Source organism: Mycolicibacter sinensis (assembly GCF_001667375.1).
In the GTDB taxonomy this organism is placed as follows: domain Bacteria; phylum Actinomycetota; class Actinomycetes; order Mycobacteriales; family Mycobacteriaceae; genus Mycobacterium; species Mycobacterium sinense_A.
Genome location: NZ_LZIN01000025.1, coordinates 15,562 through 36,892, shown reverse-complemented (window position 1 = coordinate 36,892; position 21,331 = coordinate 15,562). Strand labels below are relative to the sequence as shown.

The following is a 21,331-nucleotide window of genomic DNA, read 5'->3' as shown; positions in this document are numbered from 1 at the left end:
TGGGCGTGTCAGCGGCCGGGGGCCGCTATCGATGTTAGGGTGAGATTCCGTGGGTCGGCAGGCCCTCAATCCTGCGCCGTCGTCACGGAGGTTGGTTTTGCCACCATTGCGAAAGCACCCGCAAACCGAGCCGAAGCACCTCTTCGTCACCGGTGGAGTTGCGTCCTCGCTCGGTAAGGGTTTGACCGCAAGCAGCCTGGGCCAGTTGCTGATCGCCCGGGGTCTGCAGGTCACCATGCAGAAGCTGGACCCCTACCTCAACGTCGACCCCGGAACGATGAATCCGTTCCAGCACGGGGAGGTCTTCGTCACTGAAGACGGCGCCGAGACCGACCTCGACGTCGGCCACTACGAGCGATTCTTGGACCGCGACCTGTCCGGGTCGGCGAATGTGACCACCGGGCAGGTGTATTCGACGGTCATCGCCAAGGAGCGCCGCGGCGAGTACCTCGGTGACACCGTGCAGGTGATCCCGCACATCACCGACGAGATCAAGCGCCGCATCCTGGCCATGTCCGAGCCGGACGCCGACGGCCGGCGCCCCGACGTCGTCATCACCGAGATCGGTGGCACCGTCGGCGACATCGAGTCGCAACCGTTCCTGGAAGCCGCCCGCCAGGTCCGCCACGACGTGGGCCGGGACAACGTGTTCTTCCTGCACGTGTCGCTGGTGCCCTACCTGGCCCCGTCGGGGGAGCTCAAGACCAAGCCGACCCAGCACTCGGTGGCCGCACTGCGCAGCATCGGCATCACCCCGGACGCGCTGATCCTGCGCTGCGATCGCGACGTACCCGAGCCGCTGAAGAACAAGATCGCGCTGATGTGCGACGTCGACATCGACGGGGTGATCTCCACGCCGGACGCCGCGTCGATCTACGACATCCCCAAGGTGCTGCACCGCGAGGAACTGGATGCCTACGTGGTGCGCCGGCTCAACCTGCCGTTCAAGGATGTCGACTGGACCGAGTGGGATGAACTGCTGCGCCGGGTCCACGAACCTCACGAGACGGTGCGAATCGCGCTGGTGGGCAAGTACATCGACCTATCCGACGCCTACCTATCGGTGACCGAGGCGTTGCGAGCCGCCGGGTTCAGCCATTACGCGCGGGTCGAGATCAACTGGGTTGCCTCCGATGCGTGCGAAACCCCCGCCGGGGCGTCCGCCGCGCTCGGGGAGATGCACGGGGTGCTGATCCCGGGCGGATTCGGGATCCGGGGCATCGAGGGCAAGATCGGCGCCATCGCCTATGCCCGCACCCACGCGTTGCCGGTGCTGGGATTGTGTCTGGGCCTGCAGTGCATCGTGATCGACGCGGCCCGCACCGCAGGGATCGCGCAAGCCAGCTCGGCGGAGTTCGATCCGGACACGCCCGATCCGGTGATCGCGACCATGGCCGACCAGCAGGATGCCGTCGCCGGAACCGCCGACCTCGGTGGCACTATGCGGCTCGGCGCCTATCCTGCTGTGCTGGAACCGGATTCGATTGTGGCCGAGGCCTACCAGACGACCGAGGTCTCCGAACGGCACCGGCATCGCTACGAGGTCAACAACGCCTACCGGGACCGGATCGCCGAGAGCGGGCTGCGGTTCTCCGGCACCTCCCCGGACGGGAAGCTGGTGGAGTTCGTCGAGTACCCGCGAGAGATGCACCCGTTCCTGGTGGGCACTCAGGCGCACCCAGAGCTCAAGAGCAGACCCACCCGGCCGCACCCGCTGTTCGCCGCGTTCGTCGGCGCGGCCATCGACTACAAGGCCGCCGAGCGGCTGCCGGTGGAGATCCCCGAGCCCCATCACGAACCTCACGACGCTCCCGATGCGCAGAACGGAGCCGACACACACGGCGGCAGCGCCCGGCCGTTGACCGATCCGCGGCAAGAACCCCTGCCAGAACACGTAACCCGTGGCTGAGCACGTCTTCGAGACCGCGTCATCGCAACTGCTGCACAGCGGCAAGATCTTCGCGCTGCGCCGCGACGAGGTGCGGATGCCGGGCGGCAAGACTGCCACCCGCGATGTGGTGGAGCACTACGGCGCCGTCGGGGTGGTCGCCATGGATGAGTCAGGCAATATCCCGCTGATCTACCAATACCGCCATGCCTTCGGCCGACGGCTGTGGGAGTTGCCCGCCGGGCTGCTCGATGTCCATGGTGAGCCGGCGCACCTGACCGCCGGGCGCGAACTCGTCGAGGAAGCCGGCTTGACGGCGACGACCTGGCAGGTGCTGGTCGATTTGGACTCCACGCCGGGCTTTTCCGACGAGTCGGTGCGGGTGTATCTGGCCACCGGCCTTACCGAGGTCGAGCGCCCGGAAGCGCACGACGAGGAGGCCGATCTGACGCTGCGCTGGTATCCGATCGCCGAGGCGGCCGCGATGGTGTTCAGCGGCGAAATCGTCAATGCGATTGCGGTAGCGGGAATTCTGGCCGCTTACGCGTACCGCCAGGGTTTCGGGACCCCACGTCCGGTGGATGCCGAATGGGTCGACCGGCCGACCGCATTCGCCGCCAGGCAGAGCCGGTCATGACCGCGGCGGCCCGGCCGGTAGGCCCGCTGACCGGGCAGCTCCAGGGGTACCTGGATCATCTGACGATCGAGCGCGGGGTCGCGGCCAACACGTTGAGTTCCTATCGGCGCGACCTGCGGCGCTACAGCGAGCATCTGCTGGCCCGCGGCATCGACGACCTGGCCGACGTGCGCGAGGGCGACGTCACCGAATTCTTGGTGGCGCTGCAGCGCGGTGACCCGGAGAACGGCGTGCCGGCGCTGTCGGCGGTCTCGGCCGGGCGTGCGCTGATCGCGGTGCGCGGCCTGCACCGGTTCGCCGCCGCCGAGGGCATGGCGTCGGTGGACGTGGCCCGCGGCGTCAAGCCGCCACCGCCGGGACGGCGACTGCCCAAAAGCCTGACCATCGACGAGGTGTTGGCGCTGCTGGCCGGGGCCGGCGGCGACAGCGCCTCGGACGGACCGCTGACGCTGCGCAACCGGGCGCTGCTGGAAATGCTGTATTCCACCGGATCTCGCATCTCGGAGGCGGTCGGGCTGGACCTCGACGACATCGACGTGCGCGACCGGTCGGTGTTGTTGCGGGGCAAGGGCGGCAAGCAGCGGCTGGTGCCGGTGGGGCGGCCCGCGGTGGCGGCGCTGGACGCCTACCTGGTGCGGGGCCGCCCGGGCCTGGCCGGGCGCGGACGGGGCACCGCGGCGGTGTTCCTCAACGCCCGCGGGGGCCGGCTGTCGCGGCAAAGCGCCTGGCAGGTGCTGCAGGATGCCGCCGAGCGGGCCGGGATCACCGCGAAGGTGTCACCACACACCCTGCGGCATTCGTTTGCGACGCATCTGCTCGACGGCGGCGCCGACGTGCGGGTGGTGCAGGAGTTGCTCGGGCATGCCTCGGTGTCGACCACCCAGATCTACACCCTGGTCACGGTGAACGCGCTGCGCGAAGTGTGGGCCGGCGCCCACCCCCGCGCCCGGTAGTTTCCCGCGAGTTAGGCGGCTTTCGGCGGGGTACCGCCCGCTTGGGAGGGGCAGCTAAGCGGAGAAATCGAGTAGGCGCCTACTCTAGGCGGCGCGACCTCCGCGACGTAATCCTCAACACAGCCCGGCATAGGCTGCCGGGTCGGGTCGCGGAGGATTCGAGATGGCACCCTTAGGTGAGCGCGCAGTCGTGCTAGGCGCCAGTATGGGCGGACTGTTGGCGGCTCGCGTCCTGGCCGAGTTCTACCGCAGCGTGGTCGTGGTCGAACGAGACGAGTTACCCGACGGATCCGCACAGCGGCGCGGCGTGCCGCAGGGGCGGCATGTGCACGGACTGTTGGCCGGCGGCGCGGCCGCCTTGAACACGCTGTTTCCCGGCATGCTCGACGAGCTTGTCGCTGCCGGCGGGCATTTGCTCGACGGCGGTGACCTGTCCCAGGTCTGGCTGCGGCTCGGCGGACACGACCTGAACCGGACGGGCGCGTTCGGCAAGCCGCTCGTGTCCTATCTGGCCAGCCGTCCGTTCCTGGAGGCCCACGTCCGCCAGCGGGTGCGTTCTCTGGGCAATGTGTCTATTCTGGACGGCCACGATGTGGTGGAACTGGTTGCGGCCACCACCGACCGGGTCAGCGGCGTGCGGATCGCAGAGCGTGCTACACGTGGTGAACGGGAGCTGGCCGCGGATCTGGTGATCGACGCGATGGGCCGCGCCGGGCGCACACCGGCATTTCTGGGCGCCCACGGCTATGGGCGCCCAGCGGAGGAACACATCACTGTGGCGGTCGCCTATGCCAGCCAGTTGTTGCGGATACCGCCGGGCACCCTCACTGAGAAACTGATTCTGGTCGGCGCGGTGCCGGAGCGGCCGACCGGTGGGGCATTGTTCGCATGCGAGCAGGACACCTGGATGCTCACCCTGGCCGGGCTGGCCGGCCACGAACCGCCCACTGACCGCGCCGGAATGCTCCGTTACGCAGCAGAATTCGCCCCGCCTCCGATGCTCGCCGCACTGCAAGCCGGCGAACCGCTGACCGAGGTGTCGCGCTACCGCTATCCGGCCAGTGTCCGTCGCCGCTACCACACGATGGCCCGGTTTCCGGCCGGCCTGTTGGTGTGCGGTGATGCCATGTGCAGTTTCAACCCGGTTTACGGGCAAGGCATGTCGGTGGCCGCGTTGGAGGCGGTCACGTTGCGCGACTGCCTTTCTTACGGCAGCGATGACCTAGCCCGTCGGTTCTTTCAGGCATCCGCCAAGGCGGTCGATGCGGCATGGCAGATGGCCTCGGGAGCCGACCTCGCGTTGCCCCAGGTCCAGGGCCGACGTTCGGTGCGGACCCGGCTGGCGAACCGCTATACCCAACGCCTGTTAGCCGCGGCGGAATCCGACATCGTCATCACCGAGGCATTCTTCCGGGTCATGAACCTGATCGACCCGCCGAGCCGGCTGCTACGCCCCAAGGTCATGTTCCGAGCCGTCGCTGCCCAGCAACGTCGTAGACCCCACATCGCTGTCCCGACAGCGCAGGAGCCGACCCATGCTTGAGGTGATCGAGCGGGGGGCCGCACGGCGAGGCCCATCCGGGACCGCTGCTTTTCGTGCACGGCGCCTGGCACGCGGCGCGGTGCTGGAACGATCACTTCCTGGACTGTTTTGCTGTTTCTGGGCCTGATGTTCCCGGAACGGTGAGGCCTACCCCAGATACGTCGACTCCAGCACCAGATCGTGCAGCAGACGCTGATACTCGACATGCGTCTTGTGCTCGGTGGTGTCCCAGTGCGACCCCTGCTGGGCCCGCATGTATTCGCGGTAGCGCGGCGCGCCCGGCACTTTGACGTTGTCGGCGACCACCACCGAGCCCGGGTGCAGCCAGCCCCGGTCCAGAATGCTCTGCAGGTCCGGCAGGTAGGCGTCCTTGTCGTGGTCGAGGAACAAGAAATCCAACGCACCGGCGGTGAAGCCGTGCCGTGCGGTCAAGGCATCCAGGGTGCGCCCGCCGTCGCCGAGGGTGCCCACCACACAGGTGATCCGGTCGGCGACCCCGGCGTGCGCCCAGATCTGGCGGGCGTTGTCGGCGTTGGCCTCGGCCAGCTCGATCGAATAGATCCGGGCCGCCGGTGCGGCGCGCGCGATGCGCAGGGCGCTGTAGCCGCAGTAGGTGCCCAGCTCGAGGGCCAGTGCGGGGTTGACCCGTTGCACCGCGGCATCGAGCAGGGCGCCCTTCTCGTCGCCGACATTGATCAGCAGCGACTTCTCGTAGGCGAACTCGTCGATGCGGGCCAGCACGTCGTCGATGTCGCCGGGCCGGGCCTTCGACAGCACGTAGTCGACGGCGGCAGCTTCGCGGCCGTCGCCGATCTGGCCGGTCGTGGTGATGTTGCGGGCACCGGTCGCCATCCGCAGGAACGACCACCGCAGGAAGGGGATGCGTCGTTTGAGGCTCATGAGTGCGATCCTATGGCGATCGGCACGCCTGAGGACTGCTCATGTAGCAGGTATGGGCGCCGGTCACCCGTTAGACTTCTGCGGATGTCCGCCACCACCTCGCCGTACCGGCCATGAGCGACGACGACAGCTCCGCCGTCGGCTTGACCGGGCGTCCACCGCGGAACATCCCCGAGCCGCAGCCCCGCTCGACACATGGCCCCGCCAAGGTCATCGCGATGTGCAACCAGAAGGGCGGCGTCGGCAAGACCACCTCGACCATCAATCTCGGCGCGGCGCTGGCCGAATACGGCCGCAAGGTGCTGCTGGTCGATTTGGACCCGCAGGGCGCGCTGTCGGCCGGGCTCGGCGTGCCGCACTACGAGCTGGCGCACACCGTCCACAACCTGCTGGTCGAGCCGCGGGTCGACATCGACGACGTGCTGATGCAGACCCGCGTCGAGAACCTGGACCTGGTGCCCTCCAACATCGACCTGTCGGCGGCCGAGATCCAGCTCGTCAACGAGGTGGGCCGGGAGCATTCGCTGGCCCGTGCGCTGCGTCCGGTGCTCGACCGCTACGACTACCTGCTGGTGGACTGCCAGCCGTCGCTGGGGCTGCTCACCGTTAACGGCCTCGCCTGTGCCGACGGGGTGCTGATCCCGACCGAGTGCGAGTACTTCTCGCTGCGCGGCCTGGCGTTGCTGACCGACACCGTCGAGAAGGTCCGCGACCGGTTGAACCCGAAGCTGGAGATCAGCGGCATCCTGCTGACCCGCTATGACCCGCGCACGGTCAACTCCCGGGAGGTGATGGCGCGGGTGGTGGAGCGCTTCGGCGACCTGGTGTTCGACACGGTGATCACCCGCACCGTCCGGTTCCCCGAAACCACCGTGGCGGGCGAGCCCATCACCACCTGGGCCCCGAAATCCAGCGGTGCGCTGGCTTACCGCGCGCTGGCCCGCGAAGTCATCGACCGATTCGGCGCGTGAGTACCGACGCCGAGACCGACACCGAAACGGCTGCCACCGGTTTTCGCGTTCGACTGACCAACTTCGAGGGTCCCTTTGACCTGCTGCTGCAGCTGATCTTCGCGCACCGCCTCGACGTCACCGAGGTGGCGTTGCACCAGGTCACCGATGATTTCATCGCCTACACCCGCGAGGTCGGCGCGCAACTGGAGTTGGAGGAGACGACGGCGTTTCTGGTCATCGCGGCCACCCTGCTCGATCTCAAGGCGGCCCGGCTGCTGCCCGCCGGCCAGGTCGACGACGAAGAGGACCTGGCCCTGCTGGAGGTCCGCGACCTGCTGTTCGCGCGGCTGCTGCAGTACCGGGCGTTCAAGCACGTCGCGCAGATGTTCGCCGAGCTCGAGGCCGCCGCGCTGCGCAGCTATCCGCGCGCGGTGTCGCTGGAGGACGGCTTCGCCAACCTGCTGCCCGAGGTGATGCTGGGCGTCGACGCCGAGTCGTTCGCCCAGATTGCGGCGGCCGCCTTCACGCCGCGGCCGGTCCCGACGGTGGGTACCGAGCACCTGCATCAGGTGATGGTGTCGGTGCCCGAGCAGGCGGGGGTGCTGCTGAGGTTGCTGGAGGCGCGCGGCTCCGGTCAGTGGGCGTCGTTCGCCGAACTGGTGGCCGACTGCCGGGCGCCGATCGAGATCGTTGGCCGCTTCCTGGCGCTGCTCGAACTGTATCGGGCGCGGGCGGTAGCATTCGAGCAGTCAGAACCACTTGGTGTGCTCCAGGTGTCGTGGACCGGTGAATCTCCGGCCGCGGAAGAGTTAGTAGACCTGGTGAAAGCAGAATCGGCCGAGTAGTGCGAGACGAATTGATGACTGACCACCTGCCCGAGATCTCGGAACCGTCCGAGCCTGCCGGTCCCGCCGGCTCCGACCTGGGCATCGATGTCGCGCTGGCCCCCGAACTCGAGGACTCCGAGCTGGGCGGGGTGCTCGAGGCCTTGCTGCTGGTGGTGGACACCCCGGTGACCGTCGAGTCCCTGGCGGCCGCCACCGAACAGCCGGTGTACCGGATCACCGCCAAGTTGCGGGCGATCGCCGACGAGCTCGCCGAACGTGACAGCGGCATCGACCTGCGCGAGGCCGGCGGTGGCTGGCGTCTCTACACCCGGGCCCGGTACGCCCCGTATGTGGAGCGCCTGCTGCTCGACGGCGCCCGATCCAAACTGACCCGCGCCGCCTTGGAGACCCTGGCGGTGGTCGCCTACCGGCAACCGGTGACGCGGGCTCGGGTCAGTGCGGTGCGCGGCGTCAACGTGGACGCGGTGATGCGGACGCTGCTGGCTCGCGGCCTGATCACCGAAGCCGGCGCGGACGCCGACACCGGCGCGGTGACGTTCGCGACCACCGAACTATTCCTGGAGCGGCTGGGTCTGTCCTCGCTGTCCGACCTGCCCGACATCGCGCCGCTGCTGCCCGACGTCGACGTGATCGACGATCTGAGCGAAACTCTGGACAGCGAACCGCGTTTCATGAAGCTCGGCGGTGCGCCGGCGGCTGATCAGCCGCTGACTTTCGATGTGGACCACGACTGATGACGTTCTCCGATTTCGAGCCCGACACCGAAGGTGTGCGCCTGCAGAAAGTGCTGTCGCAGGCCGGTGTCGCCTCGCGCCGGGTCGCCGAGAAGATGATCCGCGACGGCCGGGTCGAGGTGGACGGCCAGATCGTGACCGAGCTGGGCACCCGGGTGGATCCGGGCGCGGCGGTGATCCGGGTCGACGGGGCGCGGGTGACCGTTGATGACACCCGGGTGTATCTGGCGCTGAACAAGCCGCGCGGTGTGCATTCGACGATGTCGGACGACCGCGGCAGGCCGTGCATCGGCGACTACGTCGAGCACCGGGTTCGCGGTGATGCCAAGCTGTTTCATGTGGGGCGCCTCGACGCCGACACCGAGGGGCTGATGTTGCTGACCAACGACGGCGAGCTGGCGCACCGGTTAATGCACCCGTCCTACGAGATCCCCAAAACCTATGTGGCCACCGTGCTCGGGACGGTGCCGCGCGGGCTCGGCAAGAAGCTGCGCGAGGGGGTGGAACTCGACGACGGGCCGGCGAAGGTCGACGACTTCGCGGTGGTCGACGCCGTTCCGGGGAAGACATTGGTGCGGGTGACCCTGCACGAGGGCCGCAAGCGCATCGTGCGCCGGATGCTGGCGGCGGTCGGATTCCCGGTACAGGAGTTGGTGCGCACCGATATCGGCGCGGTTGCGCTGGGGGAGCAGCGGCCCGGCACCATCCGGAAATTGGGCCGCAAAGAGATCGGCGAACTGTACAGGGCGGTCGGACTGTGAGCGGAACCCGCGGAGGGAGCGCAGCGACTGACGGGAGTGACACGAACCGGGATGCGCTGAACAGGGGCGGCGGGGTCGTGGTGGCTATCGACGGCCCCGCCGGAACCGGAAAGTCTTCGGTGGCACGGGGATTGGCGCGGGCGCTGGGCGAAAGCTATCTGGACACCGGTGCGATGTACCGCGTCGTCACGCTGGCGGTGCTGCGCTCCGGGGTCGCCCTGGACGACGCCGAGGGGGTCTCCCGGGTCGCCGACGGCGTCGACGTCGCGGTGGACTCCCACCCCGATGGTGACCGCGCTTACCTTGGCGGAGAAGACGTTTCGCGTGAGATTCGAGGTGACGAGGTGACGCGGGCGGTCTCGGGGGTCTCGGCGATTCCCGCGGTGCGCTCCAGGCTGGTCGACCTGCAACGGCAGTTGGCCGGCGAAGCCGGCGGTGTGGTGGTCGAAGGCCGTGACATCGGCACCGTGGTGCTGCCCGACGCCGACGTCAAGATCTTCCTCACCGCCTCCGCCGAGACACGGGCCCGGCGGCGTAATGACCAGAACGTGGCCGCCGGGCTGGGCGATGACTATCCGGCCGTGCTGGCCGACGTGCTTCGCCGCGATGAACTGGATTCGACCCGGGCGGTGTCGCCGCTGCGGCCCGCCGACGACGCGGTGATCGTCGACACCGGGGAGATGACGCAGGCGCAGGTGGTCGACCACCTGCGGGAATTGGTCGAGCAGCGCTGCGGGGCGATCCGATGAGTGAATCCGACGGCACCTGGTCCGACGAAAGCGACTGGGAGATCGGCGAAGACGGTGGCTTCGACGATCTCGTCGAGGACGCCGGCCCCCCGCCGGTGGTGGCGGTGGTGGGCCGCCCGAACGTCGGCAAGTCGACGTTGGTCAACCGCATCCTGGGCCGGCGCGAGGCGGTGGTGCAGGACCTGCCCGGGGTGACCCGCGACCGGGTGTCCTACGACGCGCTGTGGACCGGGCGCCGCTTCGTGGTGCAGGACACCGGCGGCTGGGAACCCGACGCCAAAGGCTTGCAGCAGTTGGTGGCCGAGCAGGCCGCGGTGGCGATGCGCACCGCCGATGCGGTGATCTTGGTGGTGGATTCAGTGGTGGGCGCCACCGCCGGCGACGAGGCCGCGGCGAGGATCCTGCGCCGCTCCGGCAAGCCGGTGTTCTTGGCCGCCAACAAGGTTGACGGTGAGCGCGGCGAGGCCGACGCGGCGGCACTGTGGTCGCTGGGGCTGGGTGAACCGTACGCGGTCAGCGCCCTGCACGGGCGCGGCGTCGCCGACCTGCTCGACGAGGTGATCGCCAAGCTGCCCGAGGTCGCCGAGACCGCCGGCGGCGGGGGTGGCCCGCGCCGGGTGGCGCTGGTGGGCAAGCCCAACGTCGGCAAGAGTTCGTTGCTGAACCGACTGGCCGGCGACGAGCGCTCCGTGGTGCACGACGTCGCCGGAACCACCGTCGACCCGGTCGACTCGCTGATCGAAATGGACGGCAAGATCTGGCGTTTCGTCGACACCGCCGGGCTGCGCCGCAAAGTCGGGCAGGCCAGCGGACACGAATTCTACGCCTCGGTACGCACCCACGGCGCCATCGACGCCGCCGAAGTGGTGATCGTGCTGGTCGATTCGTCGCAGCCGCTGACCGAACAGGACCAGCGGGTGATCTCGATGGTGGTCGAGGCCGGCCGGGCGGTGGTGCTGGCCTACAACAAGTGGGACCTGGTGGACGAGGATCGCCGTTACCTGCTGGACAAGGAGATCGACCGGGACATGGCCCGGCTGGCGTGGGCGCCGCGGGTGAACATCTCGGCGAAAACCGGTCGGGCCGTGCAGAAGTTGGTGCCCGCGTTAGAGACCGCACTGGCGTCCTGGGACACCCGGATCTCGACCGGACAGCTCAACTCCTGGCTCAAGGAAGTGGTCGCGGCGACACCGCCGCCGGCGCGGGGCGGCCGCGCGCCGCGGATCCTGTTCGCCACCCAGGCCACGGCGCGTCCGCCGACATTCGTGCTGTTCACCTCAGGGTTCTTGGAGGCCGGTTACCGCCGGTTCCTGGAACGACGGCTGCGGGAAACCTTCGGATTCGAGGGCAGTCCGATCCGGGTCAACGTGCGGGTGCGAGAGAAGCGGGGCGCCAAGCGTTCTCGCTGACTGGGATCATCCGGTTTTGGTGAGCTGGAATTCCCACTGTCCGACCACGCCGCCGGCCGGTCCTCGACCGCACTGCTCCAGCGTGGCGGTGGTCCACTGGCCGGCGAGGGTCACCGCATCGAAGCTGACGGTTTTCGAGACCGGCAGCGGAGTGTGATCCACCGGGCAGTCCATACTGCCCCGGCCGCTGTACTCCCACCGGCCACCGTTGAGGTGAAAGTCCGCGTTCTGCAGCCAGCGTTCGCCGTCGACGGTGGTGCAAGTCGGCCCGCACGGGGTGAACGTCCAGGTTGCCGACCGCTGCGACGGCCCGTGCTGGGCGCTGAAAGCGTACTGGCCCGACGGCACCTCCGGCCCGGCGTGGGCCGCCGGCATCGCCCCGCCGGCGACCAGCACCCCGCAAGCCGCACCGGCGGCCAGCTTTCCCCACGTGCGCATCATCGCCTCACCTTCCACCGCGGCTGCCCGAAATCCTTCGCACGATCAGCGTAGGGTGCTGCGGGTGTCGGTCTCGCAGATGGTGTTGATCATGCTGGCCGGGGTAGGGGCGGGGGCGATCAACTCGCTGGTCGGCTCCGGGACACTGATCACCTTCCCGACGCTGGTGACGCTGGGGTTTCCGCCGTTGACCGCGACGATCTCCAACTCGATCGGGTTGGTGGCCGGCGGGATATCGGGCACCTGGGCCTACCGTCGGGAACTGCGCGGGCAGTGGGACCGGCTGCGCTGGCAGATCCCCGGATCGGTGATCGGTGCGATCTGCGGCGCCTATCTGTTGTTGCATCTGCCCGAGAGCGTGTTCAACCGGGTGGTTCCGGTGCTGCTGATCGCGGCGCTGGTCCTGGTGGTGGTCGGCCCGAAGATCCAAAACGTGGCCCAGCGCCGTGCGCAGGAGGCCGGCCGCTCGGTGGAGCAGTTGAGCCGCGGCCGGTTGGCGGCGCTGACGATCGGGACGTTCGCGGTTGCGGTCTACGGCGGCTATTTCTCTGCCGCACAGGGCATTCTGCTGATCGGCGTGATGGGGGTGCTGCTGCACGAGTCGATGCAGCGGATGAACGCGGCGAAGGTGCTGCTGACGCTGTTGGTCAACGTCGTCGCCGCACTGGCTTACATCTTCACCGCATTCGACCGGATCAGTTGGCCGGCAGCCGGTTTGATCGCGGTCGGCTCATTGATCGGGGGATATCTGGGCGGGCATTACGGGCGCCGGTTGTCACCGAATGCGCTCCGGGCGGTGATCATCGTGGTCGGCCTGATCGGGCTGTATCGGCTGCTGGCGGTCTGAGCGGATCAGATCGCGTCGCGGTTGCGCCACCGCTGAAAGCGGGTCCGCGGTGCGCGGATCGCGGACATGACCGTGGTCATCGGCGCGGCCTTCTGGTGCACCGCCGCGGCGGGCGCCACCGCGGGCTTCTCGCCTTCCCACCAGATGGGCTCCAGCAGTGCCGAGATCACCGGGATCGCGCGTTCGACGCTTTTGCGCCCCCATTGGCAGGCCCGCTCGATGGTGGCCGCCGAGGGCGCCAGGTTCACCGGCGACAGCGTGGGGGAGAACCGGACCAGATGGTCGGCGTAGGGGGCGTTGCGCACCATCTGCAGCTGGATGGCCTGGGTGATCGGCACCAGCCACAGGTTGCGCGGATCCCATTGCGGATGGAAGCAGTCGAAGGCCAAGTAACAGGCGTTGCGGGTGCCCAGCCGGCCGTCGCGCACCCGCTTCCAGGCCAGCTCGACCGGAACGTTGCTGGCCGCACCGCCGTCCACCAGCGCCCCGACGTCGTTGTCGGCCAGCAGCGCGTCGAACAGCGGTTGCATGGCCGGGTCCTTGGTCTCATGGTGCAGCACCCCGGGGATCGCCGACGAGAACGAGGCGGCGTCGACGACGTTGACGTCGTAGTCCGGATTATCGCCACTGATGATGAGCGGTTTCACCACCCGCGGGTCGATGAAGGCGGCCGTCTGCCACAGGCGGGTCGCCAGCTGCGGGCCGAGGCCGATCGGAAGGTGGGAGAAAGACCGCAGCTGCAGGGCGGCGAGTCGCTGATTTCGATACCGCGCCGGCAGGGCGGCGAAGGGCTGGCGGCGCACCCCGGCCACCACCGCATCGAAGGGGATGGCCAGATCTGACATCCGCATCGGCTCGCCGTCCTCGCGGCGGAACATCGCGTCGGCGAACTGATCGAAGTTCAGCGAGAACACCCCGGTCAGGCCGTGGCGGCGGCGCAGCCGCTCGGGCCCCAGGATGGCGCGGAACGACACCGTCTTGGCCCATGCGACGTATTCCTCGATGGGAATCGGCAACGCGCGGCTGACCACCGATCCCAGGATCGAACCGAACGACGAGCCGATCAGGTAGTCGGGGACCGGTCCGGCCTCCAACAGCGCATTCATGCCGCCGATATAGACGAAGCCCGCGCCCCCGCCGCCGCCGAGGACGGTGACCAGCTTCTTGTGGCCCACCTCGGCGTCGAGCTCGGCCTGGGAGAAGTCATTGCCGTGGTGCTCGATCAGCAGGCCGCGCTGCTCGTCCTGGCCGGCGGCGAGGCCGCCCAGCGCATCGCGGGCTGCGGTCAGTGCGATCACCGGGTCGCGTTCCTCGCGCAGCGGGCCGTACAGCGCGTCGGCTACCTTGGCTCGCCACGGGGCCAGCTCCGCGCCGACGGAGACGTCGCCGCGGCCCCGGGTGCCGCCCGGGCCCGCCGCGCCGGGCTCGAAGTCCTCGAGCCGGGCGAAATTGAGCAGGTAGCGCAGCCTGCGCAGCTGTTCGCTGCTCAGCACGTCCGGATGGCGCAAGGTGTGCCGGACCAGCCGGTTCTCCATCTTCTCCAGGAGCAGCAGGGTATCGCCGATGTCGACGGCGTCGACGACGTCGTCGGTCACGGAGTCTTGGGTGGTCCCGGGGATGTGCATCGGGTCCGGGCGGCGATCGACCATGCCGAGCAAGGCTTCGACAAAGGGGATCTGCATCAGTCGCGGTTCCTGGGGTTGTGGCGCTGCCGAGAGAGCAGCTCGCGTGGCGAGCCTACGCGTTTCTAATCCGCGGCCGATGCCCTCACGCGGGTTCGGGCCGTCCGGTTGCTTGCGGTAGGCTTTCGACCTGCTGCCGGGCTTGTCCGGCGGTGGCGGGCTGTGGCGCAGTTTGGTAGCGCACTTGACTGGGGGTCAAGTGGTCGCAGGTTCAAATCCTGTCAGCCCGACAGAGTTTTGCAGGTCAGAGGGCTATTGAGCTCGTCTGCTAGACCGTCCAGCGGGGCGCACCGGATCGCCGCACAAGCGGTACACGACCACCTCCCGGCCATCGCGCTCGAGATCGCGGTGGCCAAGTCCCGCCTGTCGTCGCACGCGGCCTCCCGTCCCAATCGGAGACATCACTCGCGGATGGCACCTTCGATCACCGCGGACTGCTCGTCCGGTGGGTGCCCTCGTCGCAGCGCGACCGCCGAAGATGGATTGCCGAAATCCCTAATTATGGATTACGCTGGCAGGCGAATGTGTTCTGCATTCGCGAAGATAAACGGAAGAAGTACAGGAAATATGACGCAAGGAACCGTGAAATGGTTCAACGGCGAAAAGGGCTTCGGCTTCATCGCTCCCGATGACGGCAGTGCGGACGTCTTCGTCCACTACTCCGAGATCCAGGGCGGTGGCTACCGCTCACTGGAGGAGAACCAGCGAGTTCAGTTCGAGGTAGGGCAGGGTGCCAAGGGCCCCCAGGCCACCGGAGTGACCGCGGTCTGATCTTACGAAGCTGTGGGCCGGCAGGGGTAACCCCTTGCCGGCCCACAGATCGTTTACGGGCCGGTGCGGTGGCTCTTCGGCCATGATCGGCTCGTCGTTTCAAGCTCTGGCAGCGGCGGTTAACAGCCTGTCCCGGGCAGCTGGACCGTGCCCGGCCGGCTCGGCGACGCGCTCACTCCTACCGGGCCGCACGCGCACAGCCTTGGGAGTCCCACCCAGATGCCCAGGCGACATCTCGGCGCTACGTTTCAAATCCGAACCACTGGGCCGACCAACGGTTCCGGCGATACGCGACTAGCTCAAAATAGTTCATACTGCCTCTGGTACGGCGGGCTTTCCTCTACCGCGTATTGCACTGTCCCGCTTGGGAATTAACCTCACGGTAGGGGCGCCGGGAACATCGACACTCGGTCAGGCCGACAAGGCGAGAGCCGACTTCAGCCATCGGCATCACGTTCAAATTCGTCGTGGCGATCATGCTCTGGAAAGCTCAAATATCGGTATCACTCGTTCGGTGTTGGCCGGGAAGCGATCGACATGGGGGATTTCTTGCCGTAGCGCGTCCCAGACGCGGGCTCGGGCAACTCATGCACTCGCACTTTGTGGATGGTCGTACCGGTGCCCGTGTCTGAGCCGACCTCTACGCTGGCCTGCGTCGCCGCTTTCAGGTCTTGTACCCAGGCAGGCGCTTTCGGGCTTCCGCCGTCCGCGCCGATGACATACCGCCGTGCTCGAAATCAAAGCGATAGAGAGGTGTTACTCGGGGCGCTCCCGATCTCGCCCCGACGGTGTGGAGCAACAGCCCACGCATGCCGGCAAACATTCCCTTGACGATCGCCCCGTTGTTGGCGCGGAATAGTCTCCTGCGGGGTTGTCACCGGGCATGAATCCTCCAGCCCCTCAATTGGTGTCGTTCAACATAGACACCCAACATTGCCGTGGCATCTGGCATTCCCGGCTGATCTATCTGCGTTTCGGGAGATAAGCGCGCCGCGCCAGGATGGTCGCCGTGCGCCGGTAATCACGGCGGGGCGGCCTGAATGGCGCCGGCGACTGAGGGCGCCCATGCCGCTCAGCGCACCGCGCGTCGTCCAGACGCGCAGCATCGTCGGCCCCATCGTTGACCGGAGTCACCTAGTGCTCCTAAGCTGGTCCCCATATTGACAACATGTGTTGTCCAAAAAGGGCCAACAGAGACTGGGAGTGCGCGCTCGTGACTCACGAAATGACGGATAGCTGCCCGGCGGCCAGCGATGCGGAGATGGCGTCGGGCTGTCCAGTGAGCAGCGGTGGCTACGACGCGCCACCGGTTCCTCTCGGTCCCGACTCGCTGACCTGGAAGTATTTTGGTCAATGGACGGGCCTGTTCCAGGGAACCTGGGCGGGCTCGATGCAGAACATGCACCCGCAACTGGGCGCCGCAGTCAAAGATCACTCGATCTTCTTCATGGAGCGCATCCCGCGGCTGATGCGGTCGATCTACCCGATCGGCGGGGTAGTGTTCGACGGCTACCGCGCCCCCCAGACCGGCGCCGAGGTCCGCGACTACCACATCGGCCTCAACGGCGTCGACGACCAGGGACGCCGCTACAGCGCGCTGAACCCCGACGTCTTCTACTGGGCGCACGCGACGTTCTTCAAATCCACCCTGCTGGCCGCCGAGAAATTCGCCGGCGGCCTGAGCGAGGACGACAAGCGACAACTCTTCGACGAGCACATCACCTGGTACCGCATGTACGGCATGAGCATGCGGCCGGTGCCCAAGACCTGGGAAGACTTCCAGGAGTACTGGGACCACATGTGCCGCAACGTCTTGGAGAACACCTGGGCTGCCCGCGAGGTCATGGACTTATCGACCATGCCCAAACACCCGTCGCTGGAGTGGATTCCGGATTGGTTGTGGGCGCTGAATCTGAAGGTGATGCAGCGCTTCCTGACGTTCATGACGGTGGCGCTCTACGACCCGCCGGTGCGTGAACTCATGGGCTACACCTGGTCGGCGCGCCAGGAGCGGGTGCACGGCTACCTCTGCAAGGCGATCACGTTCGTCTCGAAGTACGGTCCCAAGCGCGCGTTGATGCATCCGCGCAAGCGGTCGGCGCTGGATCGTGCCTCGGGCCGCCTTCCGGTGGACGCACCCCTGGTGCAGACCCCGGCGCGCAACCTGCCGCCGGTCGAATACCGCGACAGCCCGCACTTCTACTGCCCAAAGGTCGACTGACGCCGATCGTTCGATGCAGCCAACCCTCAGTCCAAGTCGGCAAGGGCCTTGCGCGCTGCTTCGAGTTCGGCCTCGAGGGCGGCGACCCGGGCGGCCTGCTGGGAACGCGCCTCGTCCATCAATGCCTCGATCGGCGTGTACAGCTCCTCGTGCAGTTCCTTGGCGGCGCGGGAGACGGCGGCCGCCGCAACCACCACATTGCGGACCACGTAGGTGCTGCCCTGCTTGATCTCGGCGCGCCACTCGCCGTCGGCGGTACCCGTCACGGTGAGCGTCAACTCGAAGGTCTTGGCCTTCTTGCCGGCTGTCTTCCTGGTCGGTGCTTTTGCTTCGGAAGCCGCAACAGGAGCGTCCGGGGCCGATGCGCTCTCCGCAGGTAGATCCACGCGGGGGGCGTAGTCGGTGACGGTCGGGGCGGCTACGGCGAAAGTCGATGCGGTCATGGTTGCGGCGAACTCCTTCTCATCGTCGCCCGCGCGACGAGCGGGCCGGACCTGGACACCTATTAGAACACACGTTCGACGTACCACGTGGCTGGGTGAGTTGCGCCGCGCCGCTCAGTCCGGGGGTGCCGGGGTCATCGAGGTGACGAAGTACGTCTCGTGCCCGGTCGGGTAGCCGCCGCCGTTGGTGGCGATGTGGACGTGGTCGTAGTGGTTGGCGGTCTCATTGCCGTAGTCGGACGTCCAATTGCCGCCACCGACGCCGGGGTAGAGCTTCTGCCGCCAGATCACGTGATTGACGCCCCAGCGCTTGGCGTTGGCCAGCGCATAGCCCGCGATCTGGTCGCCGAGCAGGATGCCGGCCTCGCTGTGGTAATCGGGAATCATCACGTCGATCGCCAGTCCGTCCGGATGCCAGCGCAACGGATCTTGGCGGTACCCGTAGATCGTCTTGATCTCCTGAAACAGCACACCGATGGTGCGGGCCGCCCAGATGGTCTTGACCTGCAGGCCGTTCTCGGGTGCTACCCCGGCCGGCAGCGGGAAGGTGAATTGCTGGCCTTCGCTCGGTATCGGCACGTTCGCGGCTAGTGCGGCGGCCTCGGCGGGGTCGGCCATGCGAATTTTTCCGGCGGGGGGCGGTGCGGGCGGTGCTGCGGCGTCAGCCGTCTCGGTGGGCTCCGGCGCCGGCGGGTGGGTGCTCTGGGCGTAGATCAGGGCGGCGGAGACCGCCAGCGACGCCACGATGGCGAGGCCGCGGCCGCAATGCCGGGCGATCTTCCGTCTGTCCACCACCTGCACTTTAGTGAACTGACCTCGGATATCGCAGGACAGTGGGCCAGGACGGCTACCGAGTCGCATAGGTCAGCGTGAGCGCCGGGACCGGTGCGTTACCGCGTCATCTGTGTCATCTCAACCGCCGGTCGTTGAGGTAGACGTGTTCGATGTTGCGGTCATCGCCGCAGTAGATGAGCTTCTCCACACGCTGCGGCAGGCTCATCTGCCGGTGCTGCGTCCACCTTGAGCCGTCGACGACGAGCGCGTCGAACGCATAGCCCGGCTCGAAACTGCCGGTCTTGCCGAAGAAGCTGCCGCCGCCCTTGGTGGCGCAGTAGAACGCCTCGGCTGCCGGTACCGGGCGCGACGCCTGGCCGGTCAGGTAGCTCATCGCGCCGGATTGGACCGCGCCGACGATGTTGTCGAACATGTTGAGTGTGTGGCCGGCCCCGACGTCGCTGCCGAGACCGACGCGGATGCCCAGGTCGTGGTACTGCGCGAGGGGTATCACACCGCTGAGCAGGTTCAGATTCGAGTGCGGACAATGCGCGACCAGCATGCCGGTGTCACGGATCACCTTCTTCTCGCGATCGTTGAGATAAATAGCATGGGCCACAACGATCGAGCCGGTGATGCCGTTGCGCAACAGGGATTCGCCGAACTGGCGGTATACCGAGTCGGCGTAGGCCGTGTCGGCCAGGGCGGCCTCCTGGGGCAGGGCCAGCGTGTCCAGCCAGTCGATCAGCTCGGTGCCGGACTGCAATCCGGTGATCGGCAGTTGGCAGGCGTGCACGTGCGCGTCGGTGAAACCGGGCAGCAGCTGACGAAGTCCCGCGGCGTCGGGGTGAAGACGATGTTGCCGCGGTGGATGCGCACGCTCAGCGCCGTGCCCGATCGATGCGCCTGATCAACCGCGCCGTCGCATCCTCGGCGACGAGCCCGGCCCCGGACGTCTTCGCGCGCTTTCTCGCCCGGTCCAGCGCCGCGCGGATGGTGACCCCCCGCTCGTAGGCCTCCACTACCCGTGGATCCACGTAGGAGCTGCGGGCCACCGCCGGCGTGTTGCCCAATTCCTCGGAGACCGCACGCATCACCGCGGCGATCTCCCGGCGCCGAACGGTTTTCGAGGTCGGCTCACGGGCAGCGGCGAAACTCTCGGCCGCCAGCACGGTGCCATGCCAGGTCCGCAGGTCCTTGACGCTGAACTGCTCACCGGTCAGTGCCCGGAACCGTTCGTTGAGATCGTCGGCGCGCACCTCGCACCAGCCCTCGGGCGTGCGGTACACCAGCAGCCGGGGGATATCGGTCGGCGCACGCAACAACGACCGCACCGCCCGGACCACCAGCGGATCGTCCACCGAAACCGTCCGCCGCACCCCGCTTTTGGCCGGATAGTCAAAGTTCACGCAGCCGCTGCGGATCCGGACGTGGTCACGCAGCAGGGTCGCCAGCCCGAAGCTGCCGTTCTCCTGGGCGTACTCCTCGCCGCCGGCCCGGAAATAGCCCCGGTCGATCAGCTGCTGGGCGACCGCGAGCACCCGATCGCGTTTCAGCCCGCGGCCACGCAGGTCGACCAGGACATCGGCGCGCCACTGCGGCAGCATCTTGGCCAGGGTCAGCACCCGGTCGTATTTCTCCTCGGCTCGCTCGTCCTGCCACTGCTGGTGATACAGATACTGCCGGCGTCCGGCGGCGTCGGTTCCGACGGCCTGGATGTGTCCGTTGGGGTAGGGGCAGATCCACACGTTGCGCCACGCCGGCGGGATGGCCAGCTCCTTGATCCGGGCGAGCACCTCCGGGTCGTCGACCGGCCGTTGTCCGTCGGTGTAGGAGAAGCCGCGGCCCCGTCCGATCCGGCGGAACCCGCCGGCCCCGATGTTGCTTCTGCGCAGCCTCATGGCACGGAGTTACCCGCGGCGCACCCCGCCGACACCCGGTGCTGCTACGCGCCGGGGCACAGCTCGTGTTGTGCGGCCTCCGCGATTAGGGCGAACTGCGGCCACGCCGGATAATGCGGCTGCTGAACTTCCACGCTGCGGCCCACGCGCAGGTTCTCGCAGATCATGTGCCCGAGCGCCCGCACACTGGGCTCGGTTATCGGCTCGTCCCCGGCGTAGCGGGCGGTGTAGCCGTGGGCATTGAGGTAGTTCATGAACCCGGCGTCGTCGGCGTGGGACGGGGCAGCGCCCACAACGGCACCCACCGAGAAGCCGGCGGCGGCCAGCGGTGCGGTGAACCAGGCGACCCAACTCATAACGGCGATGCTACGGCGAGCACGGCCGGGCCGGGATGACCGGTCGGAGATCCGAGGCCGGCAAGCGCCCTCGATGGAGGCCGGATAGCTGCTAGCGTCAGCGCCGAGAACAGAAAGGCGCTGGACGTGACATCAACCGCCCTGGCGACAACGCTGGCCGCGACTGCGCTGGCCGCGCTGATCGGTGCTGCGTCCGCGGCGCACGCCGACCCGGTCAATCCCCGGGACCCCGACTACTGCGGCAACAGCCCGGACATCCTGCTGTGCTCCGCCCAGAAGTCGACGTACCCGAATGCGGGGGAGTTGGCCTACCTCAACGCCATCCGCCCGCAGTTCCCGCCCGGCAGCGAAGCGCCGCGGCTGGCCGCCGGGCGCACCGCCTGCCTGGAGTTCCCCAAGCATCCGACCAGTTTGATCGTCGAGCAGGTCTCGGTCTACCTGCAGATCCCCAAGCCGATCGCCCGCCAGGTGGTGGACTCGGCGCACGCCAACATCTGCCCGTCGGTGCAGCCCCAGGGCTGAA

The 21,331-nt window shown here is 67.8% G+C and carries 22 protein-coding genes, 1 tRNA gene and 1 pseudogene; 15 read left to right on the top strand and 9 right to left on the bottom strand.

Features of this window, described 5'->3' with window-relative positions; translation table 11 throughout:
* Positions 1–106 precede the first annotated feature (106 nt).
* From A5771_RS04915 to A5771_RS04900, 4 genes are all read left to right on the top strand, one after another.
* Positions 107–1,909, top strand: a complete 1,803-nt coding sequence (locus tag A5771_RS04915; RefSeq protein ID WP_064854079.1) for a CTP synthase — start codon at positions 107–109, stop codon at positions 1,907–1,909.
* A complete protein-coding gene (locus tag A5771_RS04910) occupies positions 1,902–2,525 on the top strand; it encodes an NUDIX domain-containing protein (RefSeq protein WP_064854078.1) in 624 nt (207 codons plus the stop codon). The genes A5771_RS04915 and A5771_RS04910 overlap by 8 nt, the downstream gene beginning before the upstream one ends.
* The gene (gene xerD / locus A5771_RS04905; RefSeq protein ID WP_064854077.1) at positions 2,522–3,478 is read left to right on the top strand and encodes a site-specific tyrosine recombinase XerD; all 957 of its coding nucleotides are present in this window, start codon (positions 2,522–2,524) and stop codon (positions 3,476–3,478) included. Before A5771_RS04910 ends, xerD begins: the two co-directional genes overlap by 4 nt.
* 205 nt (positions 3,479–3,683) lie before the next feature.
* Positions 3,684–5,021, top strand: coding sequence for a 2-polyprenyl-6-methoxyphenol hydroxylase-like oxidoreductase (locus tag A5771_RS04900; protein ID WP_342707858.1), 1,338 nt, complete (start codon positions 3,684–3,686; stop codon positions 5,019–5,021).
* 147 nt (positions 5,022–5,168) lie between these two features.
* Here A5771_RS04900 and A5771_RS04895 read toward each other — a convergent pair whose 3' ends face one another.
* Complete coding sequence (locus A5771_RS04895) at positions 5,169–5,921, bottom strand: O-methyltransferase (RefSeq protein ID WP_064854075.1); 753 nt, start codon at positions 5,919–5,921, stop codon at positions 5,169–5,171.
* Positions 5,922–6,034: 113 nt separating this feature from the next.
* On the opposite strand from A5771_RS04895, the gene A5771_RS04890 reads away from it, so the two are divergent.
* Genes A5771_RS04890 through der form a run of 6 tightly spaced genes read left to right on the top strand, consistent with a single transcriptional unit; the run spans position 6,035 to position 11,375 of the window.
* Positions 6,035–6,892, top strand: coding sequence for a ParA family protein (locus A5771_RS04890; RefSeq protein WP_064854074.1), 858 nt, complete (start codon positions 6,035–6,037; stop codon positions 6,890–6,892).
* Entirely contained in the window at positions 6,880–7,719 is an 840-nt protein-coding gene (locus tag A5771_RS04885) for a segregation/condensation protein A (protein ID WP_428844387.1), read from the top strand. The genes A5771_RS04890 and A5771_RS04885 overlap by 13 nt, the downstream gene beginning before the upstream one ends.
* 14 nt (positions 7,720–7,733) lie before the next feature.
* Positions 7,734–8,456, top strand: coding sequence for an SMC-Scp complex subunit ScpB (gene scpB, locus A5771_RS04880; protein WP_064854091.1), 723 nt, complete (start codon positions 7,734–7,736; stop codon positions 8,454–8,456).
* A complete protein-coding gene (locus tag A5771_RS04875) occupies positions 8,456–9,217 on the top strand; it encodes a pseudouridine synthase (RefSeq protein WP_064854072.1) in 762 nt (253 codons plus the stop codon). Before scpB ends, A5771_RS04875 begins: the two co-directional genes overlap by 1 nt.
* A 56-nt stretch (positions 9,218–9,273) precedes the next feature.
* Positions 9,274–9,966, top strand: a complete 693-nt coding sequence (cmk, locus tag A5771_RS04870) for a (d)CMP kinase (protein WP_064854090.1) — start codon at positions 9,274–9,276, stop codon at positions 9,964–9,966.
* Positions 9,963–11,375 (top strand): ribosome biogenesis GTPase Der, encoded by a 1,413-nt coding sequence (der, locus tag A5771_RS04865; protein ID WP_064854071.1) that lies wholly within the window; start codon positions 9,963–9,965, stop codon positions 11,373–11,375. The genes cmk and der overlap by 4 nt, the downstream gene beginning before the upstream one ends.
* A 6-nt stretch (positions 11,376–11,381) precedes the next feature.
* Here der and A5771_RS04860 read toward each other — a convergent pair whose 3' ends face one another.
* On the bottom strand, positions 11,382–11,816 hold the full coding sequence (locus A5771_RS04860) for a hypothetical protein (RefSeq protein ID WP_131808892.1): 435 nt from the start codon (positions 11,814–11,816) through the stop codon (positions 11,382–11,384).
* 61 nt (positions 11,817–11,877) lie between these two features.
* Between A5771_RS04860 and A5771_RS04855 the strand changes: the two genes are divergently transcribed.
* The gene (locus A5771_RS04855; protein ID WP_207545388.1) at positions 11,878–12,660 is read left to right on the top strand and encodes a sulfite exporter TauE/SafE family protein; all 783 of its coding nucleotides are present in this window, start codon (positions 11,878–11,880) and stop codon (positions 12,658–12,660) included.
* Positions 12,661–12,665: 5 nt separating this feature from the next.
* Here A5771_RS04855 and A5771_RS04850 read toward each other — a convergent pair whose 3' ends face one another.
* Positions 12,666–14,342, bottom strand: a complete 1,677-nt coding sequence (locus A5771_RS04850; RefSeq protein ID WP_064854069.1) for a patatin-like phospholipase family protein — start codon at positions 14,340–14,342, stop codon at positions 12,666–12,668.
* Positions 14,343–14,498: 156 nt separating this feature from the next.
* Here A5771_RS04850 and A5771_RS04845 point away from each other — a divergent pair.
* A tRNA-Pro gene (locus A5771_RS04845) sits at positions 14,499–14,572 on the top strand.
* A 337-nt stretch (positions 14,573–14,909) separates the two neighbouring features.
* Positions 14,910–15,113 (top strand): cold-shock protein, encoded by a 204-nt coding sequence (locus tag A5771_RS23275; RefSeq protein WP_009952110.1) that lies wholly within the window; start codon positions 14,910–14,912, stop codon positions 15,111–15,113.
* Positions 15,114–15,777: 664 nt separating this feature from the next.
* Here A5771_RS23275 and A5771_RS24620 read toward each other — a convergent pair.
* Positions 15,778–15,960, bottom strand: a pseudogene (locus tag A5771_RS24620) (nitroreductase/quinone reductase family protein); the annotation flags it as partial.
* 378 nt (positions 15,961–16,338) lie between these two features.
* On the opposite strand from A5771_RS24620, the gene A5771_RS04835 reads away from it, so the two are divergent.
* Complete coding sequence (locus tag A5771_RS04835; RefSeq protein ID WP_109401025.1) at positions 16,339–17,334, top strand: oxygenase MpaB family protein; 996 nt, start codon at positions 16,339–16,341, stop codon at positions 17,332–17,334.
* A gap of 26 nt (positions 17,335–17,360) precedes the next feature.
* Here the strand turns inward: A5771_RS04835 and A5771_RS04830 are convergent, their stop codons facing one another.
* The 5 genes from A5771_RS04830 to A5771_RS04810 form a co-directional block, all read right to left on the bottom strand.
* A complete protein-coding gene (locus A5771_RS04830; protein WP_165606147.1) occupies positions 17,361–17,777 on the bottom strand; it encodes a DUF6319 family protein in 417 nt (138 codons plus the stop codon).
* Between the two features lie 114 nt (positions 17,778–17,891).
* On the bottom strand, positions 17,892–18,638 hold the full coding sequence (locus A5771_RS04825) for a glycoside hydrolase (protein ID WP_428844386.1): 747 nt from the start codon (positions 18,636–18,638) through the stop codon (positions 17,892–17,894).
* Positions 18,639–18,684: 46 nt separating this feature from the next.
* Positions 18,685–19,347 carry an amidohydrolase family protein gene (locus A5771_RS04820; RefSeq protein WP_064854067.1) on the bottom strand — a complete coding sequence of 221 codons (663 nt, stop codon included), beginning with the start codon at positions 19,345–19,347 and terminating at the stop codon, positions 18,685–18,687.
* Positions 19,348–19,432: 85 nt separating this feature from the next.
* A complete protein-coding gene (locus A5771_RS04815) occupies positions 19,433–20,452 on the bottom strand; it encodes a DNA topoisomerase IB (RefSeq protein ID WP_064854066.1) in 1,020 nt (339 codons plus the stop codon).
* Positions 20,453–20,496: 44 nt separating this feature from the next.
* Positions 20,497–20,808 carry a DUF732 domain-containing protein gene (locus tag A5771_RS04810; RefSeq protein ID WP_064854065.1) on the bottom strand — a complete coding sequence of 104 codons (312 nt, stop codon included), beginning with the start codon at positions 20,806–20,808 and terminating at the stop codon, positions 20,497–20,499.
* 126 nt (positions 20,809–20,934) lie between these two features.
* On the opposite strand from A5771_RS04810, the gene A5771_RS04805 reads away from it, so the two are divergent.
* A complete protein-coding gene (locus A5771_RS04805) occupies positions 20,935–21,330 on the top strand; it encodes a hypothetical protein (protein WP_064854064.1) in 396 nt (131 codons plus the stop codon).
* Position 21,331 lies beyond the last annotated feature (1 nt).

Bases quoted from the DNA above. Each gene is read 5' to 3' on its own strand.
- xerD (WP_064854077.1), top strand. From the start codon at position 2,522: ATGACCGCGGCGGCCCGGCCGGTAGGCCCGCTGACCGGGCAGCTCCAG.
- A5771_RS04900 (WP_342707858.1), top strand. From the start codon at position 3,684: ATGGGCGGACTGTTGGCGGCTCGCGTCCTGGCCGAGTTCTACCGCAGC.
- A5771_RS04895 (WP_064854075.1), bottom strand. From the start codon at position 5,921: ATGAGCCTCAAACGACGCATCCCCTTCCTGCGGTGGTCGTTCCTGCGG.
- A5771_RS04890 (WP_064854074.1), top strand. From the start codon at position 6,035: ATGAGCGACGACGACAGCTCCGCCGTCGGCTTGACCGGGCGTCCACCG.
- scpB (WP_064854091.1), top strand. From the start codon at position 7,734: ATGACTGACCACCTGCCCGAGATCTCGGAACCGTCCGAGCCTGCCGGT.
- A5771_RS04875 (WP_064854072.1), top strand. From the start codon at position 8,456: ATGACGTTCTCCGATTTCGAGCCCGACACCGAAGGTGTGCGCCTGCAG.
- der (WP_064854071.1), top strand. From the start codon at position 9,963: ATGAGTGAATCCGACGGCACCTGGTCCGACGAAAGCGACTGGGAGATC.
- A5771_RS04860 (WP_131808892.1), bottom strand. From the start codon at position 11,816: ATGATGCGCACGTGGGGAAAGCTGGCCGCCGGTGCGGCTTGCGGGGTG.
- A5771_RS04850 (WP_064854069.1), bottom strand. From the start codon at position 14,342: ATGCAGATCCCCTTTGTCGAAGCCTTGCTCGGCATGGTCGATCGCCGC.
- A5771_RS23275 (WP_009952110.1), top strand. From the start codon at position 14,910: ATGACGCAAGGAACCGTGAAATGGTTCAACGGCGAAAAGGGCTTCGGC.
- A5771_RS04835 (WP_109401025.1), top strand. From the start codon at position 16,339: ATGACGGATAGCTGCCCGGCGGCCAGCGATGCGGAGATGGCGTCGGGC.
- A5771_RS04830 (WP_165606147.1), bottom strand. From the start codon at position 17,777: ATGACCGCATCGACTTTCGCCGTAGCCGCCCCGACCGTCACCGACTAC.
- A5771_RS04825 (WP_428844386.1), bottom strand. From the start codon at position 18,638: ATGCGACTCGGTAGCCGTCCTGGCCCACTGTCCTGCGATATCCGAGGT.
- A5771_RS04815 (WP_064854066.1), bottom strand. From the start codon at position 20,452: ATGAGGCTGCGCAGAAGCAACATCGGGGCCGGCGGGTTCCGCCGGATC.
- A5771_RS04810 (WP_064854065.1), bottom strand. From the start codon at position 20,808: ATGAGTTGGGTCGCCTGGTTCACCGCACCGCTGGCCGCCGCCGGCTTC.